Origin of the sequence: Bacillus sp. 165 (assembly GCF_017742235.1) — a bacterium.
In the GTDB taxonomy this organism is placed as follows: Bacteria; Bacillota; Bacilli; order Bacillales; family Bacillaceae_G; genus JAGHKQ01.
The window spans coordinates 1-19,501 of the sequence record NZ_JAGHKQ010000017.1 but is presented as its reverse complement, the minus strand read 5'-3'; the positions used below and the strand labels follow the sequence as shown (position 1 = coordinate 19,501).

Here is a 19,501-nt window from a genome sequence, read left to right as displayed (position 1 = left end):
GAACGTAACGAAAACTAGGGGCGTGTAAGGAGAAATAAATAAAATTATGATATGATTAGTTGTCTGGATTTGTCCAGGATATCATAACCTTATGCTATTTTACCTAATAGAACGGTTTTTATAGTTAAGCGCTTCAAGCTATGAAAGCCTGTATATGAGGAACAGTTTGGTAACTGCCTGTAAGAGAAAAGTTTCTTGCTGGTGTGGCTTTATGTGTGACTACATTCTAATACTTTATATTTTTTCTATCCTCTCTGGCTACAGATCACTATTGAAATAAGAATAGAGCATAAGATTAAATAGCCAGTATCGTTTATACAAAATACCTTTAGGAAATGGACTGAAAACTGCAGAAAGGAGCGGCTGTATTGATTTATTTTGATAATAGTGCCACTACAAAACCATATCCAGATGTGCTTCAAACCTTTGTTACAGCCTCGCAAAAATACTTCGGCAACCCTTCTTCCATTCACGGATTAGGAAGTGAAGCGGAGCGCTTGCTTGTAAGTTCAAGATCTGTTATTGCAAGCATGTTGCGCGTAAGTCCCTCTGAAATCATTTTTACCTCAGGAGGAACGGAAGGGAACAATTTGGCTATTAAAGGAACAGCCATTAGACATCGTTCAAGAGGACGACATGTTATTACAACAGTGGTAGAACATGCTTCTGTTTCAGAAGCATTTAAGCAGCTTGAAATGCTTGGATTTGACGTGACCTATCTTCAGGTTGATAAGCAAGGCCTTATTTCAATAGAGGAATTAAAACAAGCGCTGCGTGACGATACTATTCTTGTGTCTGTTATTCATGTTAATAATGAAACAGGAGCTATTCAACCGATTGAAGAAATTGGCAGTGTACTGAAGCAACACCCGAAAATTATATTTCATGTGGATCACGTGCAAGGAGTAGGCAAGGTTCCGTTAGATTTTAAACAAACGTATATAGACCTTTGCACGATGTCAGGTCATAAGTTTCACAGCGTAAAAGGAACAGGGATATTATATGTCCGTCAAGGAATAGAGCTAGATGCCATTTTATCAGGCGGACAGCAGGAGAATTATTACCGCTCCGGTACAGAGAATTTACCAGGTATTGCAGCGATGACCAAAGCACTGCGTCTGACGCTTGAAAAACGTGAACAACACCTATACAAGCTGGAGCGTCTAAAACAAGAACTACTTTCTTTTTTTACAAATTTGCCAAATGTTCAGGTTAATACACCAATAAAAAGCAGTGCGCCGCATATTGTGAATGTATCGTTTCTAGGTTTGAAACCGGAAGTTGTCGTTCATGAATTAGAAAAGCATAGCGTATATGTGTCCACAAAGTCGGCTTGTTCTTCTAAAGCAAAGGAAGTAAGCAAAGTGCTGTTAGAAATGGGAGTGGGCCAAAAAGCTGCCGAGAGTGCGATTCGCATTAGCTTATCATTTGAAAACACAGAAGAAGAAGTGATGCGTTTTAAAAACGCAATAAATGAAATAATTCCAAAATTATATGAAGTTATGAGGTAAGAAAGATGAACTATGAGCATATTTTAATTCGATACGGAGAAATGACAACGAAGGGGAAAAATCGTTCCCGTTTTGTCAGCACGTTAAAGGAAAATATCAAGCGTAAATTAAAGAAATTTACAAATTTGGAGTACGAAGCAACAAGAGACCGTATGTATATCAAATTAAATGGTGAGAATCATGAAGAGGTCTCTAAATACCTGCAAGAGGTATTTGGAATCCACACATTCAGTTTGGCGCTGAAGACAAATACAAATTTGGAAGATATGAAAAAAGGAGCGTTAGCGGCGTTTTTACAGGTGCAAAAACAGGTAAAAACATTTAAAGTGTCAGTGCATCGCTCTTATAAACAATTTCCAATGCAAACACATGAATTGAATCGGGAGATTGGAGCCCATATTTTAATAAACACAGATAATATTACGGTAGATGTGCATAATCCAGATGTCAATGTACGAGTGGAAGTACGAGAGGATTTTACATACGTGACATGTGAGGAGATTGAAGGGGCAGGCGGTCTTCCGGTCGGTGTGGGGGGCAAAGTGATGCTTCTGTTATCTGGAGGGATTGATAGTCCGGTAGCAGGATATTTAACGATGAAACGAGGCGTAACACTGGAAGCGATTCATTTCCACAGTCCACCGTTTACAAGTGATCGCGCAAAGCAAAAGGTAGTGGATTTAGGATATCAGTTATCCAAGTATTGCAAACGGATTACTCTTCATGTCGTACCGTTTACTGAAGTACAGAAGGCGATTCACAAGCAAATTCCTGCAAGCTATACTATGACGGTAATGAGAAGAATGATGCTGCGCATTGCTGAACAGATTGCAAATGAGCGGGGAGGCTTGGCGTTGGCAACAGGAGAAAGCTTAGGACAAGTGGCGAGTCAAACGTTGGACAGTATGCATACGATTAATGAAGTGACAAATTATCCAATTATTCGTCCGCTTGTAACAATGGATAAACTGGAAATTATGCGCATTGCCCGTGAGATTGATACTTACGATATTTCTATTCGTCCGTATGAAGATTGCTGTACAATCTTCACTCCGCCTAATCCAACAACAAAACCTAACCGCGAGAAGGCCAATCGATTTGAAGGACATTACGACTTTTCTGAGCTTATCAACGAAGCCGTAGCCAATACGGAGAAGGTTTTGCTGCAAATGAACGAGCAAGAAATTGAAGACGAATTCAAAGATCTTTTATAGAAAAAATTACCAAATATATTATTGTATATAACAATGTGTTTTTTCACACTCTATACTCACAAGGAGGTGAAAACACATGGCAAACTACAATAAATTATCAGTACCTGGTGCACAATCTGCATTAGATTCTATGAAATATGAAATCGCTTCTGAGTTCGGCGTTCAACTTGGACCAGATGCTACAGCTCGCGCTAACGGTTCAGTTGGCGGTGAAATCACTAAGCGTCTAGTTGCAATGGCTGAGTCTCAACTAGGCGGATTCCAAAAGTAATTGCATATAAAATGAATGGCTTCAAGGGCGGGGTATATTCCCCGCTCTTTTATTTTTATCTTGCATTACAGTACGTTCGTTATTGTATATAGAAATAGTGTTTTGACTTGCACTCAAAATATATATGCATTCCTGTTAACATAGAAATTAGGTGAATCTATGTTAGTTGGTGCTCTATAAACATCGAGTATTCTTATTAGTGGAATTTTATTTTTAAGTAGTAATTTGAAGAAACAGCGTCAGAGTCAATTCGTTTTTTTTGTCGTTTTATAACACAAAATGACAATTTTTGTTGATATACAGTCGTAAATTAAGTGAATTTGTCTAATGAAACATTATTCAAAAAATACAGAAAATTATTTATGATAGAAGGAGGGATATTTGTCAAAAAAAGGAGGATGTAGATATGAACAGAGAAGAATTGATAGCACCTGAACAGTACAATTTAGTCCAAGAGATTGAGCGCTATGCGACAGATCCTGAAAAAATCGCTATTTTATGGCAGGATGAGGAAGGACATAAACAACAAATTACATATCGTGAGCTTATTATTGGAGCAAACAAGATTGGAAATGCTTTTTTAACTCAAGGCTTACAAAAAGGCGATAAAGTGTTGATTATGGTTCCTCGTCTTATTGAAGCATATATGACATATATTGGAGCAATTAAAGCAGGGTTGGTCGTTATTCCAAGCTCTGAAATGCTCCGTAAAAAAGATATTGAATACCGCATCAGCCATGGTGAAGTGAAAGCGATCATCAGCTATGCTCCTTATATTGAGCAATTTGATGGAATAGAATTATTAAATTCTTTACATAAATTTGTTATTAGCGATGCACCGATTGCGAACTGGATTTCGTTAATGGACAAAATGGAACAAGCAAGTGAAATTCTCGAATTTGCAGACACTAAACGTGATGATATGGTATTTTTATCCTACACTTCCGGCACTACAGGAAATCCAAAAGGAGTGGTGCACACACATGGCTGGGCATACGCTCACTTACGTACATCTGCAGCCAACTGGCTGGCAATCAATGAAGGAGATGTTGTATGGGCAACAGCAAGTCCTGGATGGCAAAAATGGATTTGGAGTCCATTTCTTGCAACATTAGGATCGGGTGCTGCAGGATTTGTCTACCACGGCAAATTCGAACCAAAGAAATACTTGCAATTATTAGATGAAAATGCAGTAAATGTATTGTGCTGTACACCGACAGAGTACCGCTTAATGGCAAAGGCAGATAATTTAGAGGAATATGGACTTTCTACTCTTCATAGTGCTGTATCTGCGGGAGAGCCGTTAAATCGTGAAGTGATTGAAACCTTCCAAAAGCACTTCAATGTAACTGTCCGCGATGGATACGGACAAACGGAGAATACATTACTTGTTGGGGCACTAAAAGGAATGGAGCTGAAACCAGGTTCTATGGGTAAGCCGACTCCTGGCAACCGTGTTGCTATCATTAATGAAGATGGTGAACCTGTTCGTGCCGGCGAAGTAGGCGATATCGCTGTGCATGTCAGCACACCAGCTCTTTTTAAGCAATATTATAAAGATGAGGAAAGAACAGCAAAGCAGTTCCGTGGGGAGTACTATGTAACGGGTGACAGAGCAAGAATGGATGAAGACGGCTATTTTTGGTTTGAAGGAAGAAGCGATGATATTATTATCAGCTCAGGTTATACAATTGGACCGTTTGAGGTAGAAGATGCGCTTGTGAAGCATCACTATGTAAAGGAATGTGCGGTTATTGCGAGCCCTGATGAAATCAGAGGTCATGTTGTCAAAGCTTTCATTGTATTGCGTGAAGGAGTCACAGAGGAGGAAAGTGTGTTAATTCCGCTTCTGCAAGAACATGTAAAGGAATTAACAGCACCCTATAAGTACCCTCGCAAAATAGAGTTCGTAAAAGAATTGCCAAAAACAACTTCGGGTAAAATCCGCCGCGTTGAATTGCGTCAGCGTGAAATGGAATTAGCAGCAAAATAGTAATAAAATGAACAGGCAGAGATTTCTCTGTCTGTTTTCTGTTTGAACGATAAACTGGAAGAAAAGGAGAATATAGTATGGGAGAGCTATGGTACGGAGGAAAGATATATACGATGAAGGAAGAAGGAGAACAGGTTGAATCGATTTACACAGAGGATGGAATCATCGTGGCAGTTGGAACAAAGGAAGCCCTTTACAAGAAGTATAAACAAAGCATAGAAAAGGAATTAGATTTACAGGGCGGCACTATGCTGCCGGGATTAGTGGATAGTCACATGCATGTAATTGGTCATGGTGAGAGATTAATGCGTTTGGATTTATCAGCTTGCACCTCGTACAAGGATATGCTAGAAGCGGTTAAAAAGCGTGTGGAGATTACACCTGTAGGAGAATGGATTATTGGAGAGGGGTGGAATGAAAATCAGTTTACAGATACAAAAGAGGTGCAGCGGTTTGAACTAGATATCCTTTCTCAGGAGCACCCCATTCTATTGAAGCGTGTATGCCGCCACGCTATGCTTGTTAACTCTTACGTATTGGAGATGGCAAAAGTTCATGAAGGTCTTAGTCCGAAAGGAGGGAAGCTTGGCAGAACGCCAGACGGTGTGTTAAATGGCTTATTATATGAACGCGCGCAGGATTTATTACATGATATCATTCCGGAAAATACAGAAGAATATCTCGAACAAGCCTTGTCTGTTTCGATTGAAGATTGCTGGAGGCATGGATTGGTTGGCTGCCATACAGAGGATTTAAACTATTACGGAGGATTTAATCGTACATACAAAACATTTGAGAAGGTAATTAAACAGCAGCAGAGACCGTTTAAAGCACATCTCCTCGTTCACCATGGAGTGATAGAAGAACTGCAGGAATATAAAGAAACTGGAACAAAGTATATTGAATTTGGAGCGATGAAAATTTTCGCGGATGGTTCTCTCGGAGGACGGACGGCTTTGTTAAGCGAGCCGTATACAGATATGCCAAGCACGAATGGCGTAGCCGTATTTGAACGAGAAGAGCTTGCGGCATTGGTGAAAAAGGCGCGTGATCTTGGTTTGGCAGTTGCTGTTCATGCGATTGGAGATCTAGCATTTGAATATGTAGTCGAAGCAATTGAAACATATCCACCTAAAGTTGGGCTGCATGACCGAATAATTCACTGCCAAGTACTGAGGGAAGATTTGATTCAACGAGCGAAAGAGCTTCCTGTTATTTTGGATATTCAGCCTGTGTTTGTTACAGCTGATTATCCGTCTGTAATAGAAAAGCTTGGTGAAGAACGGATGAAATTCAGCTATGCATGGAAAACATTAATGAAAGAAGGTTTTATCTGTGCAGGTGGTTCAGATGCACCGATTGAATCAGTAAATCCATTTGTAGGGATATATGGAGCCGTTGCTAGAAAAAGTTTGCTGCAACCGTCTGATAAAGTATATGGTCCACACGAACGATTGACAATGTTTGAGGCGGTTGGTTTATATACGAAAGGAAGTGCGTCTGCCATTCACAGGCAGAACAGCAGAGGAATGATTGCTCCTGGGTACGAGGCCGATTTTACTATTCTTGAACGAGATATTTTCGATATTGGTGAAGAGGAGCTATTAGCTCTTCAGGTTATGAAAACAGTGGTTGACGGCATTGTGGTATATGAAAAGAACTAATTTGGTTAAATGCTATGTTTGGTCATGCTTTACTGACCACTCTTTTAGCGTAGACCTTTTAAAAAATGGTAAGAGTATCAGAAAAAGAGCACGGATTGTTCCGTGCTCTTTTTCTCTTAATTATAAAAATGAACGCTGTACTTTTTCCCAGAAGGAATTATTTTTTAATTTTAATGTCTTGATTTTTTTATCACTTAATTTAATAACTACTTTTTCCACGTGTTTAACGCTTAATGCTTCATTATCCATTCCCATTACAGGATAATCATTTCCATCTGAAACCATTTTCAATGTTAATGTGCGGTTGCCGCTTAGGATAAACGGGGAACCGAGCGTACGATAGTTGTTGTTATTGATAGAGGCCAGCTCGCTTACTTGATAACAAGGAAGCATCGGATCAACTACTGCTCCGTGAAGAGACTTATTGTAAGCTGTGCTTCCTGTTGGAGTAGATACAACCAATCCGTCTCCACGGAAGGTTTCGAAGTGTAAATCATCCACAAACACGTCCATAACAAACGTTTTAATGATGCTCGAACGCACAGTAAATTCGTTGAGGCAGTAAAAAGAAGTACCGTTATCTACCGTTACGTGGATGGTTGGATAGCGTCTTACCTCCATCTCATTTTTTGCGCTGAATGTTGTTGTTGTGATTTCTTCTAATGCTTCTTCTATGCGGTCTAAATGAAAGTCACAGTAGAAGGTTGTTTGATCGCTTATGGAAACCCCGGCATAGAGACAATCATCACGGAATCCCGTTTTGCGTACTGCTTGTAAAAATGTTCCATCTCCTCCCACACTAACAATTGCATTGGCGTGTTGAGGGCTGTTCAATATAGTGAATCCGTTTTGTTCTAACATGTTATAAACAGGCTTCATTCGCTCCGATAGAGCTTCGTTCTTTTCTTCATAAAAAAAGTATAGATTTTTGCGTTCTGTCATCTGTCATCCCTCCAAAGATGTCTTGTAGTAGTGTGTTCAAATATTATATTTCTATATTAACAAGTAGAATCCCTTTTAATTTTTAGAAAAATGAATCATTTCCTTTGGGAGTTGTATTGGTTTATTTTGTATAAAAACAGTCGATAATGGTTACGTAGTGAAAGGGTGAGTCTGCGTGTATTGGTATGTGATGATTCTTACCGCCTTAATATTGATCTTTTTTATTATTTTTATAACAAAACTTTCCATTAAAGTTGTATTTGTGTATACACAGCAGCAGCAGCAGTGTCTTATTAAAATACGAGCATGGTTTGGTATGGTTCGTTATACGATAGATGTATTTTCACTCACGGAGAAGAGAATAAATCAAACTAAGCAAGAAGATATTGAAGAAGAGACTGAACAAGAACACCTTTCTTTTTCTGATTGGTTAAATCGTATACCGGATTTGATAAAAATAGCCCGAGACATCCATACTATGCTTAAGGCTTTCCTTAGAAAGGTAAAGATAAAACAATGGCAATGGGACTCGCAGCTTGGAACAGAGGACGCTGCGGCTACAGGTGTGCTCATTGGTTTTGCGTGGTCTTTGAAAGGAGCAGCAGTAGGGATTGTAACACGGTATATGAAGCTGAAAGCACAACCTCAACTGCAAATCCAACCTGTTTTTCAAGGGAATATCATGACTACTCATTTGGAATGCAGCATCTCGTTTCGGGTATTTCAAGGGGTGTTAGCGGGGTGGAAAATATTCCGATATATGAGAAAAAAACAGTCTGTTTTTCTTCCGGAAAGAGCAGATGAGATGTATCAAACCGAGGTGTAATGTATTTAATATAAAGGTGTAAAAAAGTAAGAAGGATAAGCTGAAAATTACTCATAAAAGCGAACCCTCAATAGGGAGAACCATCCGTGCTGAGGGAATTTCACTTTATAAACAGGGGGTACTGTATAATGGCGGATCATCCTATTCAAGGATTAATGAACACTGCAATGAATAACCTGCAACAAATGATCGATGTGAATACAATTATTGGCGATCCGATTGAAACACCTGATGGTGGCGTAATTCTGACAGTTTCTAAGGTAGGGTTTGGGTTTGCTGCGGGAGGAAGTGAGTTTGGTGGAGATAACAAAAACTCGAAGCTTCCATTTGGCGGAGGAAGCGGAGGCGGTGTTTCTATTACACCAATTGCATTCTTAATTGTGAATTCAAAAGAAGTTAAAATGCTTCATCTAGATGAAAATACTCACCTTATTGATAAAGTAATTGAAATGGCTCCTCAAGCAGTACAAAAGATTCAAGATATGTTTAAGAAAAAAGATAACGAGGATGCCAATATGCAGCCGACTACAATTATGTAGGAAGAAAAAAATAAGCCGACTGTGGAAAAGGCGGCTTATTTTTTGGTTGTATATATTTATCTGTATTTTTGGAAAAATGAAGATGTTTTGTTTGCATTCTTCATATATTCCTTCTATTATTGACACTGTACATACTTTCTTTATTAGAGGAGGATTCGTAATGGCAAACGTTACATTTAAAGGCAATCCTATTACATTATTAGGTAATGAAGTAAAAGTAGGAGAGCAAGCGCCAAACTTTACACTATTGGCGAACGACTTATCTCCAGTAACTTTAGATACGTACAAAGGTGCTGTGAAATTAATCAGCGTGGTTCCATCTATCGACACAGGCGTATGTGATGCTCAAACTCGCCGTTTCAATGAAGAAGCATCTAAATTGGACAATGTCAAAGTATTAACGGTGAGCATGGATTTGCCATTCGCACAGAAGCGTTGGTGTGCTTCTAACGGACTTGAAAACGTGGTGACGCTTTCTGATCATCGTGACCTTTCTTTTGGTGAAGCTTATGGCGTAACAATGAAAGAACTTCGTTTGTTGGCTCGTGCGGTATTTGTAATCGACAGCAATGATAAAGTAACTTACGTAGAATACGTAAGCGAAGGAACAAGCCATCCGAACTATGAAGCGGCGATTGAAGCTGCAAAAGCAGCAAAATAAATTCGAATTACGTGAAGACCTCTTACAAGAGGTCTTTTTTTTGTTTTTAGAACCGATACTTAGAACAACCGAGGAGAATATGGTATGATGATACCTATGTAATTTTTAGATAACCAGGGAGGGTTTTAGTTGAGTTCTTCTGTAGAAACACTATTCCATATTTTTGATACAACGGCACTTGTTTTACGGAAAGAGATGGATATTACATATTTAGAGGCGCTTGCGGAAACGGGAGATAATTTGTTCGAGGGCCAAATTTTACAAGAAAGCCTAACTCATTCCACAATTGAGAGGTTAACGAAAGAATATAACAAATATAAAGAAGAAAACTATAAAAGCGAGGACATTCGCAAAGCGTTTCAGTTAGCGCTTTTAAAAGGAATGAAGGATGGAATACAGGCAAACCACGAAATGACTCCAGATGCTGTTAGTTTATTTGTCAGCTATCTTTTTAATAAATTTATGGAAGAAAAGGAGTCCTTTGTCGTTTTTGACCCTGCTGTAGGTACAGGGAATTTGCTGACGGCTGTTTTAAACAATATAGGGGGAAAAGATGTGCGGGGCTTTGGCAGTGAGGTAGATGAGTTATTACTTCGCCTTGCTTTTGTGAATGCCAACCTGCAAAGGCATACCATCGAATTCTTTAACCAAGACAGCTTGGCACCCCTATATTTAGATCCAGTTGATGCTGTTCTTTGTGATTTGCCTGTTGGATATTATCCAAATGACCTTCGTGTGTCAGAGTTTATACTGAAGGCGGATGAAGGATTGTCCTATGCACATCATCTATTTATTGAACAAAGCCTTAAATATACGAAAGAAGGCGGATTTTTATTCTTTATAATTCCGAATTTTTTATTTGAAAGTGATCAAGCACCGAAGTTGCATGCGTTTTTAAAAGAGCATGCCTATATTCAAGGGGTATTGCAATTGCCGGTTTCGATGTTTAAAACAGAAAAAAATGCAAAAAGTATATTTGTTCTCCAAAAAAAGGGAACAAATATTCAGGCGCCGAAGCAAGCTTTACTTGTTGAGTTGCCAAAGTTCACTAACATGCAAGCTATGGAGAACGTTATTTCACAAATAAATGAATGGTTTACAGAAAAGAAAGAGGGATAATTTATACTGAATCATGAATAAATTATCATGTAACAGATTTATTATTTCTTTGATACAGTTTGTGTGTTATTGAGTGATAAATCTGATTAGAATAAGAATTTATATAAGATGACTAGAGGGTCTGTAATACAATTTTTTTTCATGTGTTGCATTAATTTTTTCGCTCGTTTATCTTGAAATATGCTTAAGACAATGTTTAAATAGGTAAAGGAAACAACACATATTTCGATAAAAAACATTAATAAACGAATGTCTAATATAAAAGGGGCGAAAGACTGAATGTCAAAAGTTATTGCAATTAATGCAGGCAGTTCTTCCTTGAAATTTCAGCTTTTTGAAATGCCAAGCGAAAATGTTTTAACTAAAGGACTTGTCGAGCGTATCGGCTTAAAGGATAGTGTTTTTACAATTAGTGTAAATGATGAGAAGCAAACAGAAGTACTGGATATTCCAGATCATGCGGTTGCAGTTAAGATGTTGCTTCAAAAATTAACAGATACAGGCATCATCAAATCATTAGATGAAATTAACGGTATTGGTCATCGCGTTGTACACGGTGGTGAAAAGTTCCATGATTCTGCGCTAATTACAGATGAAGTGTTGGATGAAATTGAAAGCTTAAATGATTTGGCTCCTCTTCATAATCCAGCTAATATCGTTGGGATTAAGGCATTTCAAGAGGTACTTCCAAATGTTCCGGCAGTAGCGGTGTTTGATACGGCATTCCACCAAACAATGCCTGAAAAATCTTTCTTATACAGTTTGCCTTACGAATACTATGAAAAGTATGGCATTCGTAAATACGGCTTCCATGGTACGTCTCATAAGTATATTTCACAGCGTGCAGCGGAATTACTTGACCGTCCAGTCGAACAATTACGCTTAATTTCTTGTCACTTAGGAAATGGTGCAAGTATTGCGGCGATTGAAGGTGGAAAATCGATTGATACATCCATGGGATTCACTCCTCTTGCTGGTGTGACAATGGGAACACGTTCCGGTAACCTTGATCCAGCGCTTATTCCATATATCATGGAAAAAACAGGTCAATCTGTAGAAGAGGTGCTTGATGTACTAAACAAAAAGAGTGGTATGTTGGGATTGTCCGGCTTCTCTAGTGACTTGCGCGATATTGAGCAGGCAGAGGAAGAAGGAAATGAACGTGCGAAAGTTTCTTTAGAGGTATTCGTATCTCGTATCCATAAATATATCGGTTCGTATGCGGCACGCATGCAGGGAGTGGATGCAATTATTTTCACTGCCGGCATCGGTGAAAACAGTACGGTCATCCGTGAGCGCGTATTAGAAGGACTGGAATTCATGGGTGTATATTGGGATCCAAAACGAAACCAAGTGCGTGGAAAAGAAGCGTTTATCAATTATCCGCACTCTCCGGTGAAAGTTATGGTTATCCCGACAAATGAAGAAGTAATGATTGCACGCGATGTAATGCGGTTAGCGATGTAATGAAGAGGTGGGGATGATCCCCACCTCTTTTATGTAGAAGAAAATATATAATTTCAGTATTATGGCATTCATGTTTTTTTCTTCATCTGAGGCAGGGATACGTATCCCTGCCTATTACAAGTATCGTTTGATGAGTGAAACATGAGAAGGCTTGGAAAGTTTATAATGGCAAGGAAAGTGTGATATACTATAGGAAAAGTTTACTAATTAAAGGGGGCTGGAAGATGGAGCTGACTGAACGAGAACAAAAGGTTTGGAATGATATTAAAAATTGGGAATATCAGTTGTCCCAGCAGGAATCCACAGATTTTCAAATGGTGTTTGATAAATGGATGGATATCTCTGTTTCCCGCCTTCCTTATAAAAAGCGAAAAGACTTTTTTGCTAAAGCAGATCAATGGCTGCTTCACCTTCATGCCTTCATCCAAAGTTCTCAATCACAGCTAGACGCCCGCAACCATATTTTATCAACCGCCCGTACATTTAATGAAGCAATTGAACATATAGAAGATCTATCAAATTTATCGATCGATGAACTGAGTTATATTGCAGAGCACCAAATTGCAAAGCATCGCTTGTACTCTCTTGTACAAGGAGGGGCAGCAGGAGTTGGAGGATTGTTATTATTAAGTGCCGATCTTCCTCTTATTCTGGCGATTAATTTAAAGGCTGTTCAGCTTATTGCTACTACTTACGGTTATGATGTAAACAAGCCGTATGAAATGATGATTGCTCTAAAGGTATTTCATGCGTCCATTTTACCTAATCGTTTGCAGCAATATGCATGGCCCGAGCTTTTAGAAGAGCTAAAACATCAGGAATTTGCGCCGTTTTTCTATGAAGGAAGAGAAGAAGTAACAGGTTCTTCTTCTATACAAGTTTTGCTGAAGCAGATTTTAAAAACATTTTTGCTTGCTTCTCTGCGGAGAAAGCTTGTTCAAGGTATTCCTGTTATTGGCGTTGCGGTGGGGGCCAGTGTGAATTATCGCCTGACTCGTACAGTTACAGAATTTACCCATCGCTTTTATCAAATGCGTTATTTACTCGAAAAACAAAATTAGGCTTCTATCTCAAGCAGATAGAAGCCTTTTTTATTGGTGCATTTTATCAGTTGAAATGTTTTGATTTGTTCGATACCAGAGCCATAAATCGTTAATAATGGATGCTAGGTCCGCGATTTGAGAATTAAGGAGGCAGGACTTTTCAAAATTTATTTCATTTGATAATTCATGCTGTTTCATATTGATGCCATGTTCTAATTCTTTAATTCGATCTGGAATACGTCCCCGTATTTGCTCCCATTTAAGTAAAATTTCATTCTGTACATTTACAGGAATATCCTCCCATTCCTGTTTCCAAGCTGGTATGAGAATCCCTAATCGTTCATCGTATGTAAAAAATTGCTCCACTTCTATCCCCTCCGTTATCTCTATTGTATATGAAATGAAAATCGTTTAAAAATATTTAATTATTTGTTGATTCTTTTTTTGAAAGGTGGTAAAGTTTGCTTATGAATTTAAATAAATAATAATGAATTTTTATTCTATACAGGGGGAGTTATTATGAACGGAAAAAAAGTGGTGTTGGCTTATTCAGGCGGGTTAGATACATCAGTTGCAATCAAGTGGCTACAAGAAAAAGGTTATGAAGTAATTGCATGCTGCTTGGATGTAGGAGAGGGAAAGGATTTAGATTTTATACAAAAAAAAGCATTAACAGTAGGTGCTGTGAAATCATATGTACTTGATGTAAAAGAAGAATTTGCGAATGAATATGCATTGCCGGCATTACAAGCACACGCATTATACGAAGGGAAATATCCTCTGATATCCGCATTGTCCCGTCCGCTGATTGCGAAAAAGCTTGTTGAAGTTGCTGCATTGGAAGGAGCTTCCGCAGTCGCGCATGGATGTACTGGAAAAGGAAACGATCAAGTCCGCTTTGAAGTATCGATTAATGCATTAAATCCGGATTTAGAAGTAATTGCGCCTGTTCGTGAATGGAAGTGGTCCCGTGAAGAGGAGATTCACTATGCAAAAGAAAATGGGGTGCCGATTCCAATTAATTTAGACAGTCCATTTTCAATCGATCAAAACTTATGGGGCAGAAGCAATGAGTGCGGTATTTTAGAAGATCCTTGGGCAGCTCCGCCTGAAGAAGCATATGAAATGACATTGGCTTTGGAAGATACACCAAACAAGCCGGATATCCTTGAAATTACATTTGAAGCAGGTGTACCGATAATGTTAAACGGTGTTCACTATACGTTTGCAGAAATAATCCAAAAGTTGAATTCTCTCGCAGGCAAACATGGAGTGGGGAGAATTGATCATGTAGAAAATCGTCTTGTAGGTATTAAGTCTCGTGAAGTATATGAGTGTCCGGGGGCAACGACACTGCTTAAAGCGCATAAAGAGTTGGAAGATTTGACGCTTGTAAAAGAAGTCGCTCATTTTAAGCCGTTCATCGGACAGAAACTGACGGAGTTGATTTATAACGGGTTGTGGTTCTCACCACTTAAGTCTGCATTGGAAGCCTTCTTGAAAGAAACACAAAAAAATGTAACAGGTATCGTACGCGTGAAGCTGTTTAAGGGTCATGCTATTGTGGAAGGAAGAAAATCGGAATACTCCTTATATGATGAAAAACTGGCAACCTATACATCGGCAGATGAGTTTGATCACAATGCGGCAGTAGGTTTTATTTCCTTATTCGGTTTGCCGACAAAGGTATACAGCCAAGTAAATAATAAGAAGGTGGAAGCGTGAAAAAGCTTTGGGGGGGACGGTTTACTGAGAACGCAGAAGCATGGGTGGATGAGTTCGGCGCTTCCATATCCTTCGATAAGGCATTAGTTTTAGAGGATATTGAAGGCAGCCTAGCTCACGTTACGATGCTTGGCAAGTGCGGGATTATTAGTCTAAATGAAACAGAAGCAATTACGAAAGGTTTGCAAGCATTATTAGAAAAAGCGAAGAATAATGAGCTGTCATTCTCGATTGCGCAGGAAGATATTCATTTGAATGTTGAAAAAATGCTGATTGATGAAATCGGAGAGGTTGGCGGAAAACTGCATACTGCTCGCAGCCGAAATGACCAAGTGGCAACCGATATGCATCTATACTTAAAGAAAGAAGTGCAAAGCATTACCGAGCTTATTCAAAATGCTCAGCGGGCGCTTCTAGGGCAAGCAGAGCAGCATGTGGAAACCATTATGCCGGGGTATACGCATTTGCAGCGTGCTCAGCCCATTTCGTTTGCGCATCATTTACTCGCATATTTTTGGATGCTGCAGCGCGATAAGGAGCGTTATGAAGACTCTTTAAAACGTATTAATCTTTCTCCTCTTGGTGCAGGGGCATTGGCGGGGACAACATTTCCAATTGACAGAAATTTTACTGCATCATTGCTCGGGTTTGAGGATATTTACCAAAACAGCTTGGATGCAGTAAGCGACCGAGACTTTATATTGGAGTTTTTAAGTGCTTCTTCTATTTTGATGATGCATATGTCCCGTTTCTGTGAAGAGCTGATTATTTGGAGCAGCCAGGAATTTCAGTTTATTGAAATGAGTGATAAATATGCGACAGGCAGCAGTATTATGCCGCAAAAGAAAAACCCAGATATGGCGGAACTTATCCGTGGGAAAACAGGTCGTGTGTATGGTCATTTAATGAGTCTGTTAACCATTATGAAGGGCTTGCCTCTCGCTTACAATAAGGATTTACAAGAGGATAAAGAAGGAATGTTTGACGCGGTAAAAACAGTGAAAGGATGTTTAACTATTTTGGCAGGGATGATTGAAACGTTGAAGGTGAACAGCGCCAAAATGAGAGTAGCGGTACGTCAAGATTTCTCTAATGCAACAGAGCTAGCAGATTACTTGGCTGCAAAAGGAATTCCGTTTCGTCAGGCACATGAAATTGTGGGACGATTAGTATTGCTTTGTATTGAACAAGGAAACTACCTTTTAGACTTGCCTCTCGACATATATAAAGAGGTGTGTCCGGTGTTTGAAGAAGACTTATACCACGTGCTTGATCCATATACAGCTGTAAAAAGACGAAATAGCGCCGGCGGTACCGGGTTTGAGCAAGTGACAGCAGCGCTGCGTCAAGCACAAGCATTAGTCGCAGAGACGGCAGGAGTATAAGGAGAAAGGCTGCCTTTTGGCAGTCTTTTTGTTTGCTTTATAACAGAACATATAAAGAGTGAAGTCTATCTCAATGCTGTGACAAAATTACATCTACATAGACTAACAAGAGAAACTTTATAATAATTGATGATAGTATTTTAGACCGGTAAAAATATCTAATGGATAAAGAACAACCTATATCATCTAAAAGGAGAGAGCCATGAGCGATTTATTTATTCAAGATGGAAGTCAGCCTTTTATTTTATTCTCTCTTACTCACTTGCTTACGTTGTTCGTTATTATAGCTGTTTGTTTCGGAATGTATATTATGAGAAAACAACTGAAAAAAGATTTGCTTAATAAAATCTTTAGATATTCGTTGGCAGTTACTCTGCTTTTTTCCGAAATAAGCTTAATGTGGTGGCTGAATTATATTGGAGTTTGGTCTATACAAGATTCTCTTCCGTTGCATTTAAGCAGTCTTTCTTTGCTGTTATCTAGTCTATTATTAATAACAAGAAACTATAAGCTATTTGAATTCACTTACTTTGTGGGGGTAGGAAGTGCTCTGCAGGCAATGATTACACCAGATCTTCACGCCTATACTTTTCCTCATTTTAGATACGTTCATTTCTTTATTTCACATGGTGGGATTGTTGTAGCGAATTTGTTTATTGTATTCGTTGAAGGGTTTCGTCCCTCATTAAAATCTGTTTTTAAAGCCTTTCTTTATTTAAATAGTTATACGGTATTCATATTCATTATAAACTTGCTACTACAAGGGAATTACATGTATATCATGAGAAAGCCTGTTAACCCATCTATACTGGATTATTTAGGTCCTTGGCCAATCTATATTATTCCTTTAGAAGTCATAACACTTGCTACCTTTTTATTGTTATACATTCCATTTTACTTTGTAAAATTTAAACAAGAGACCTAACATGAAACCTGAACCGCAATGAGAAGCAAAAGGATTGTTATATAGACAATACTAGTTTGAATGTCTGCATGGCGATAGTAGTACAAACTGATTGGCATCATTGGTATATAACGGATGCCTATAGAATCAAGGATGTTTGTTTTGAAGAGAAGAACATTCTTAAATAAAGGGCCTGAATACATATATCGAAAGAAAGGGTCGGAAAAAAGGGGTTAGAATATTTCCTTCATCTAATCGGCCTTGAGCCAAAAAACTGATAATATAAAAGGGATGCCGAGGCATCCCTTTTATTTAAGCTATAACTCCCCGCCTTTCTCTTCCCCACGCACGACGAGAACATCACAGTTTGCATAGCGTATAATATGCTCAGACACACTGCCCATTAAAAGTCGTTCGACGGCATTTAATCCGGTTGCTCCGCAAATAATAAGATCAATATGACGCTCAGGTGCAGCTTCTTTTGAAATAACAAGTTTTGGATTGCCAAAGCGGAGGTCCGTTTCAACAGAAGCAATTCCACCTTCAATTGCTTTTTGCTTATATTCCTGTAAGAGGTCTTCAGCATAACTGTTGGCGCGTTCTGCCAGTGCACGGCTATACGATTCTACTGCCGTATAAGCACGCAAATCGACTACATGTGAGATAACTAATTTAGCGTTGTTTCGTTTTGCTACCTGAATGGCTTTATTAAATGCTCGTTCAGCTTCTTTTGAACCGTCTATTGCGATCAGAATTGTGTTATAGGTACTCATTTTAATTCCCTCCTTTAATAGGAATATATTCCCATGTATCTATTATAAACCGAAATTGTTTCTCGTATTTTACAAAAAAGTGACTAAATTTTTAAAAATATAACAATTTATTGATACATGCGAAAGAATAGATGGTTTGTAATTTAGTGCGAAAGTTGTTACATATAAAGTAAACGATTGAAAAGAGGTGATCTCTGCTTGAGGCATGCTCTTATTACAGCAGGTTCAAAAGGATTAGGGAGAAAAGTGACAGAGATGCTGCTTGAAAAAGGACATTCTGTTACAGCAACGTATCGAAGTAATGCAGAGTCTCTTCGTGAGTTAGAAAACAAATATCCGGAGCAATTGCAAGTGATACAGGCTGATGTAACTAAAAAAGATGATCTGCAAAGAACCGTGGAACAAGCAATGGAGAGGTTTGGAAGAATCGATTGTTTGATTAATAACGCTGGTCCGTATGTATTTGAGAGAAAAAAGCTTGTGGATTACGAAGAAGATGAATGGCATCAAATTATTAACGGTAATTTACATGCAGTGTTTTATTTATTGAAGCTTGTTATTCCGATTATGCGTAAACAACAATTTGGTCGTGTTATCAATTATGGTTTTCAAGGAGCAGACAGCGCACCTGGTTGGATTTATCGTTCAGCGTTTAGTGCAGCGAAGGTCGGACTTGTTTCTCTTACAAAAACAATCGCATATGAAGAAGCGGAATACGGTATTACATCGAATATGATATGTCCGGGTGATATAGTGGGAGAGATGAAGGAAGCTTCAATAGAAGCTGCGCGAATCATCAAAGATAAACGTACTCCTGTAGGGCGTTCTGGCACTGGGGAGGATATCGCAAGGGCTATTTGTTTTTTATGTGATGAAAACTCGGATATGATAACAGGTGCAATTATGGAAATTACTGGTGGAATGGATATTATCCATCGTTTTCGATAAAAATAGATATATCCCTATGAAAAAAAGAAGGGATTTTTTTGTCAAAAAAACGCGCTTTGTGCTACAATATAATAGGGTTTATAAGGTTCAATTGTAAACGCTTACGAATCTACTATTAGGGTACTTTTATATATTCAAGGGGGAATATTACAGTGCGTATCGGTGTACCTAAAGAAATTAAAAACAACGAAAACCGCGTAGCAATGACACCGGCGGGTGTGGTTCATTTGGTTCGTTTCGGTCATGAAGTATATATCGAAACACAGGCAGGAATCGGTTCAGGTTTTACAAATGAAGAGTATATACAAGCAGGAGCAACTATCGTAGATGCAGCTGCAGAAGCATGGTCTATGGATATGGTGATGAAAGTAAAAGAACCGCTTCCAAGTGAATATGGCTATTTCCGCGAAGGGTTAATTCTATTCACATATTTACACCTAGCTCCAGAGCCAGAGTTAACGAAAGCATTGATTGATAATAAAGTAATCGGTATTGCGTACGAAACAGTACAGCTGC

18 protein-coding genes and 1 pseudogene are annotated in these 19,501 nt (G+C 38.7%); 16 read left to right on the top strand and 3 right to left on the bottom strand.

Going from position 1 to position 19,501, the window contains the following annotated elements:
* Window positions 1–368: 368 nt before the first annotated feature.
* The 5 genes from J7Q84_RS16180 to J7Q84_RS16160 all read left to right on the top strand — a co-directional run bounded on the left by J7Q84_RS16180 (window position 369) and on the right by J7Q84_RS16160 (window position 6,653).
* Window positions 369–1,511 (top strand): cysteine desulfurase family protein, encoded by a 1,143-nt coding sequence (locus J7Q84_RS16180; RefSeq protein WP_209096009.1) that lies wholly within the window; start codon window positions 369–371, stop codon window positions 1,509–1,511.
* A gap of 5 nt (window positions 1,512–1,516) precedes the next feature.
* Window positions 1,517–2,725: a tRNA uracil 4-sulfurtransferase ThiI gene (thiI, locus tag J7Q84_RS16175; protein WP_209096007.1), complete on the top strand. Its 1,209-nt coding sequence runs from the start codon at window positions 1,517–1,519 to the stop codon at window positions 2,723–2,725.
* Window positions 2,726–2,801: 76 nt separating this feature from the next.
* The gene (locus J7Q84_RS16170) at window positions 2,802–2,996 is read left to right on the top strand and encodes an alpha/beta-type small acid-soluble spore protein (RefSeq protein WP_209096005.1); all 195 of its coding nucleotides are present in this window, start codon (window positions 2,802–2,804) and stop codon (window positions 2,994–2,996) included.
* Between the two features lie 406 nt (window positions 2,997–3,402).
* On the top strand, window positions 3,403–4,989 hold the full coding sequence (mbcS, locus tag J7Q84_RS16165; protein WP_209096003.1) for an acyl-CoA synthetase MbcS: 1,587 nt from the start codon (window positions 3,403–3,405) through the stop codon (window positions 4,987–4,989).
* 77 nt (window positions 4,990–5,066) lie between these two features.
* The gene (locus tag J7Q84_RS16160; RefSeq protein ID WP_209096002.1) at window positions 5,067–6,653 is read left to right on the top strand and encodes an amidohydrolase; all 1,587 of its coding nucleotides are present in this window, start codon (window positions 5,067–5,069) and stop codon (window positions 6,651–6,653) included.
* A gap of 120 nt (window positions 6,654–6,773) precedes the next feature.
* Here the strand turns inward: J7Q84_RS16160 and J7Q84_RS16155 are convergent, their stop codons facing one another.
* On the bottom strand, window positions 6,774–7,595 hold the full coding sequence (locus J7Q84_RS16155; RefSeq protein WP_209096000.1) for an NAD kinase: 822 nt from the start codon (window positions 7,593–7,595) through the stop codon (window positions 6,774–6,776).
* A 175-nt stretch (window positions 7,596–7,770) separates the two neighbouring features.
* Here J7Q84_RS16155 and J7Q84_RS18705 point away from each other — a divergent pair, with 175 nt between their 5' ends.
* The 6 genes from J7Q84_RS18705 (at window position 7,771) to J7Q84_RS16125 (ending at window position 13,268) form a co-directional block, all read left to right on the top strand.
* Complete coding sequence (locus J7Q84_RS18705) at window positions 7,771–8,421, top strand: DUF2953 domain-containing protein (protein ID WP_209095998.1); 651 nt, start codon at window positions 7,771–7,773, stop codon at window positions 8,419–8,421.
* 128 nt (window positions 8,422–8,549) lie between these two features.
* Entirely contained in the window at window positions 8,550–8,960 is a 411-nt protein-coding gene (gene ytfJ / locus J7Q84_RS16145; RefSeq protein ID WP_209095996.1) for a GerW family sporulation protein, read from the top strand.
* A gap of 160 nt (window positions 8,961–9,120) precedes the next feature.
* On the top strand, window positions 9,121–9,621 hold the full coding sequence (tpx, locus tag J7Q84_RS16140; protein WP_209095994.1) for a thiol peroxidase: 501 nt from the start codon (window positions 9,121–9,123) through the stop codon (window positions 9,619–9,621).
* A gap of 129 nt (window positions 9,622–9,750) precedes the next feature.
* Complete coding sequence (locus J7Q84_RS16135; RefSeq protein ID WP_209095992.1) at window positions 9,751–10,740, top strand: class I SAM-dependent methyltransferase; 990 nt, start codon at window positions 9,751–9,753, stop codon at window positions 10,738–10,740.
* Between the two features lie 279 nt (window positions 10,741–11,019).
* Window positions 11,020–12,207 carry an acetate kinase gene (locus J7Q84_RS16130; protein ID WP_209095990.1) on the top strand — a complete coding sequence of 396 codons (1,188 nt, stop codon included), beginning with the start codon at window positions 11,020–11,022 and terminating at the stop codon, window positions 12,205–12,207.
* A 224-nt stretch (window positions 12,208–12,431) separates the two neighbouring features.
* A complete protein-coding gene (locus J7Q84_RS16125; protein WP_209095988.1) occupies window positions 12,432–13,268 on the top strand; it encodes an EcsC family protein in 837 nt (278 codons plus the stop codon).
* Window positions 13,269–13,298: 30 nt separating this feature from the next.
* On the opposite strand, the gene J7Q84_RS16120 is transcribed toward J7Q84_RS16125, so the two are convergent.
* The gene (locus J7Q84_RS16120) at window positions 13,299–13,616 is read right to left on the bottom strand and encodes a radical SAM protein (RefSeq protein ID WP_209095986.1); all 318 of its coding nucleotides are present in this window, start codon (window positions 13,614–13,616) and stop codon (window positions 13,299–13,301) included.
* Window positions 13,617–13,769: 153 nt separating this feature from the next.
* Here J7Q84_RS16120 and J7Q84_RS16115 point away from each other — a divergent pair, with 153 nt between their 5' ends.
* The 3 genes from J7Q84_RS16115 (at window position 13,770) to J7Q84_RS16105 (ending at window position 17,285) form a co-directional block, all read left to right on the top strand.
* Window positions 13,770–14,975 (top strand): argininosuccinate synthase, encoded by a 1,206-nt coding sequence (locus J7Q84_RS16115; protein ID WP_247739325.1) that lies wholly within the window; start codon window positions 13,770–13,772, stop codon window positions 14,973–14,975.
* Window positions 14,972–16,360: an argininosuccinate lyase gene (gene argH, locus J7Q84_RS16110; protein ID WP_209095984.1), complete on the top strand. Its 1,389-nt coding sequence runs from the start codon at window positions 14,972–14,974 to the stop codon at window positions 16,358–16,360. Before J7Q84_RS16115 ends, argH begins: the two co-directional genes overlap by 4 nt.
* Window positions 16,361–16,562: 202 nt before the next feature.
* Window positions 16,563–17,285: a YwaF family protein gene (locus tag J7Q84_RS16105; protein WP_209095982.1), complete on the top strand. Its 723-nt coding sequence runs from the start codon at window positions 16,563–16,565 to the stop codon at window positions 17,283–17,285.
* A 296-nt stretch (window positions 17,286–17,581) separates the two neighbouring features.
* Here the strand turns inward: J7Q84_RS16105 and J7Q84_RS16100 are convergent, their stop codons facing one another.
* Window positions 17,582–18,037, bottom strand: coding sequence for a universal stress protein (locus J7Q84_RS16100; RefSeq protein WP_209095980.1), 456 nt, complete (start codon window positions 18,035–18,037; stop codon window positions 17,582–17,584).
* Window positions 18,038–18,235: 198 nt separating this feature from the next.
* Between J7Q84_RS16100 and J7Q84_RS16095 the strand changes: the two genes are divergently transcribed.
* On the top strand, window positions 18,236–18,985 hold the full coding sequence (locus J7Q84_RS16095) for an SDR family oxidoreductase (protein WP_209095978.1): 750 nt from the start codon (window positions 18,236–18,238) through the stop codon (window positions 18,983–18,985).
* Between the two features lie 152 nt (window positions 18,986–19,137).
* Window positions 19,138–19,501: pseudogene (locus J7Q84_RS16090) on the top strand (alanine dehydrogenase); the annotation flags it as partial.

Coding starts and splice junctions, on each gene's coding strand:
- thiI (WP_209096007.1), top strand. CDS start 1,517: ATGAACTATGAGCATATTTTAATTCGATACGGAGAAATGACAACGAAG.
- J7Q84_RS16170 (WP_209096005.1), top strand. CDS start 2,802: ATGGCAAACTACAATAAATTATCAGTACCTGGTGCACAATCTGCATTA.
- mbcS (WP_209096003.1), top strand. CDS start 3,403: ATGAACAGAGAAGAATTGATAGCACCTGAACAGTACAATTTAGTCCAA.
- J7Q84_RS16160 (WP_209096002.1), top strand. CDS start 5,067: ATGGGAGAGCTATGGTACGGAGGAAAGATATATACGATGAAGGAAGAA.
- J7Q84_RS16155 (WP_209096000.1), bottom strand. CDS start 7,595: ATGACAGAACGCAAAAATCTATACTTTTTTTATGAAGAAAAGAACGAA.
- ytfJ (WP_209095996.1), top strand. CDS start 8,550: ATGGCGGATCATCCTATTCAAGGATTAATGAACACTGCAATGAATAAC.
- tpx (WP_209095994.1), top strand. CDS start 9,121: ATGGCAAACGTTACATTTAAAGGCAATCCTATTACATTATTAGGTAAT.
- J7Q84_RS16130 (WP_209095990.1), top strand. CDS start 11,020: ATGTCAAAAGTTATTGCAATTAATGCAGGCAGTTCTTCCTTGAAATTT.
- J7Q84_RS16125 (WP_209095988.1), top strand. CDS start 12,432: ATGGAGCTGACTGAACGAGAACAAAAGGTTTGGAATGATATTAAAAAT.
- J7Q84_RS16115 (WP_247739325.1), top strand. CDS start 13,770: ATGAACGGAAAAAAAGTGGTGTTGGCTTATTCAGGCGGGTTAGATACA.
- J7Q84_RS16105 (WP_209095982.1), top strand. CDS start 16,563: ATGAGCGATTTATTTATTCAAGATGGAAGTCAGCCTTTTATTTTATTC.
- J7Q84_RS16100 (WP_209095980.1), bottom strand. CDS start 18,037: ATGAGTACCTATAACACAATTCTGATCGCAATAGACGGTTCAAAAGAA.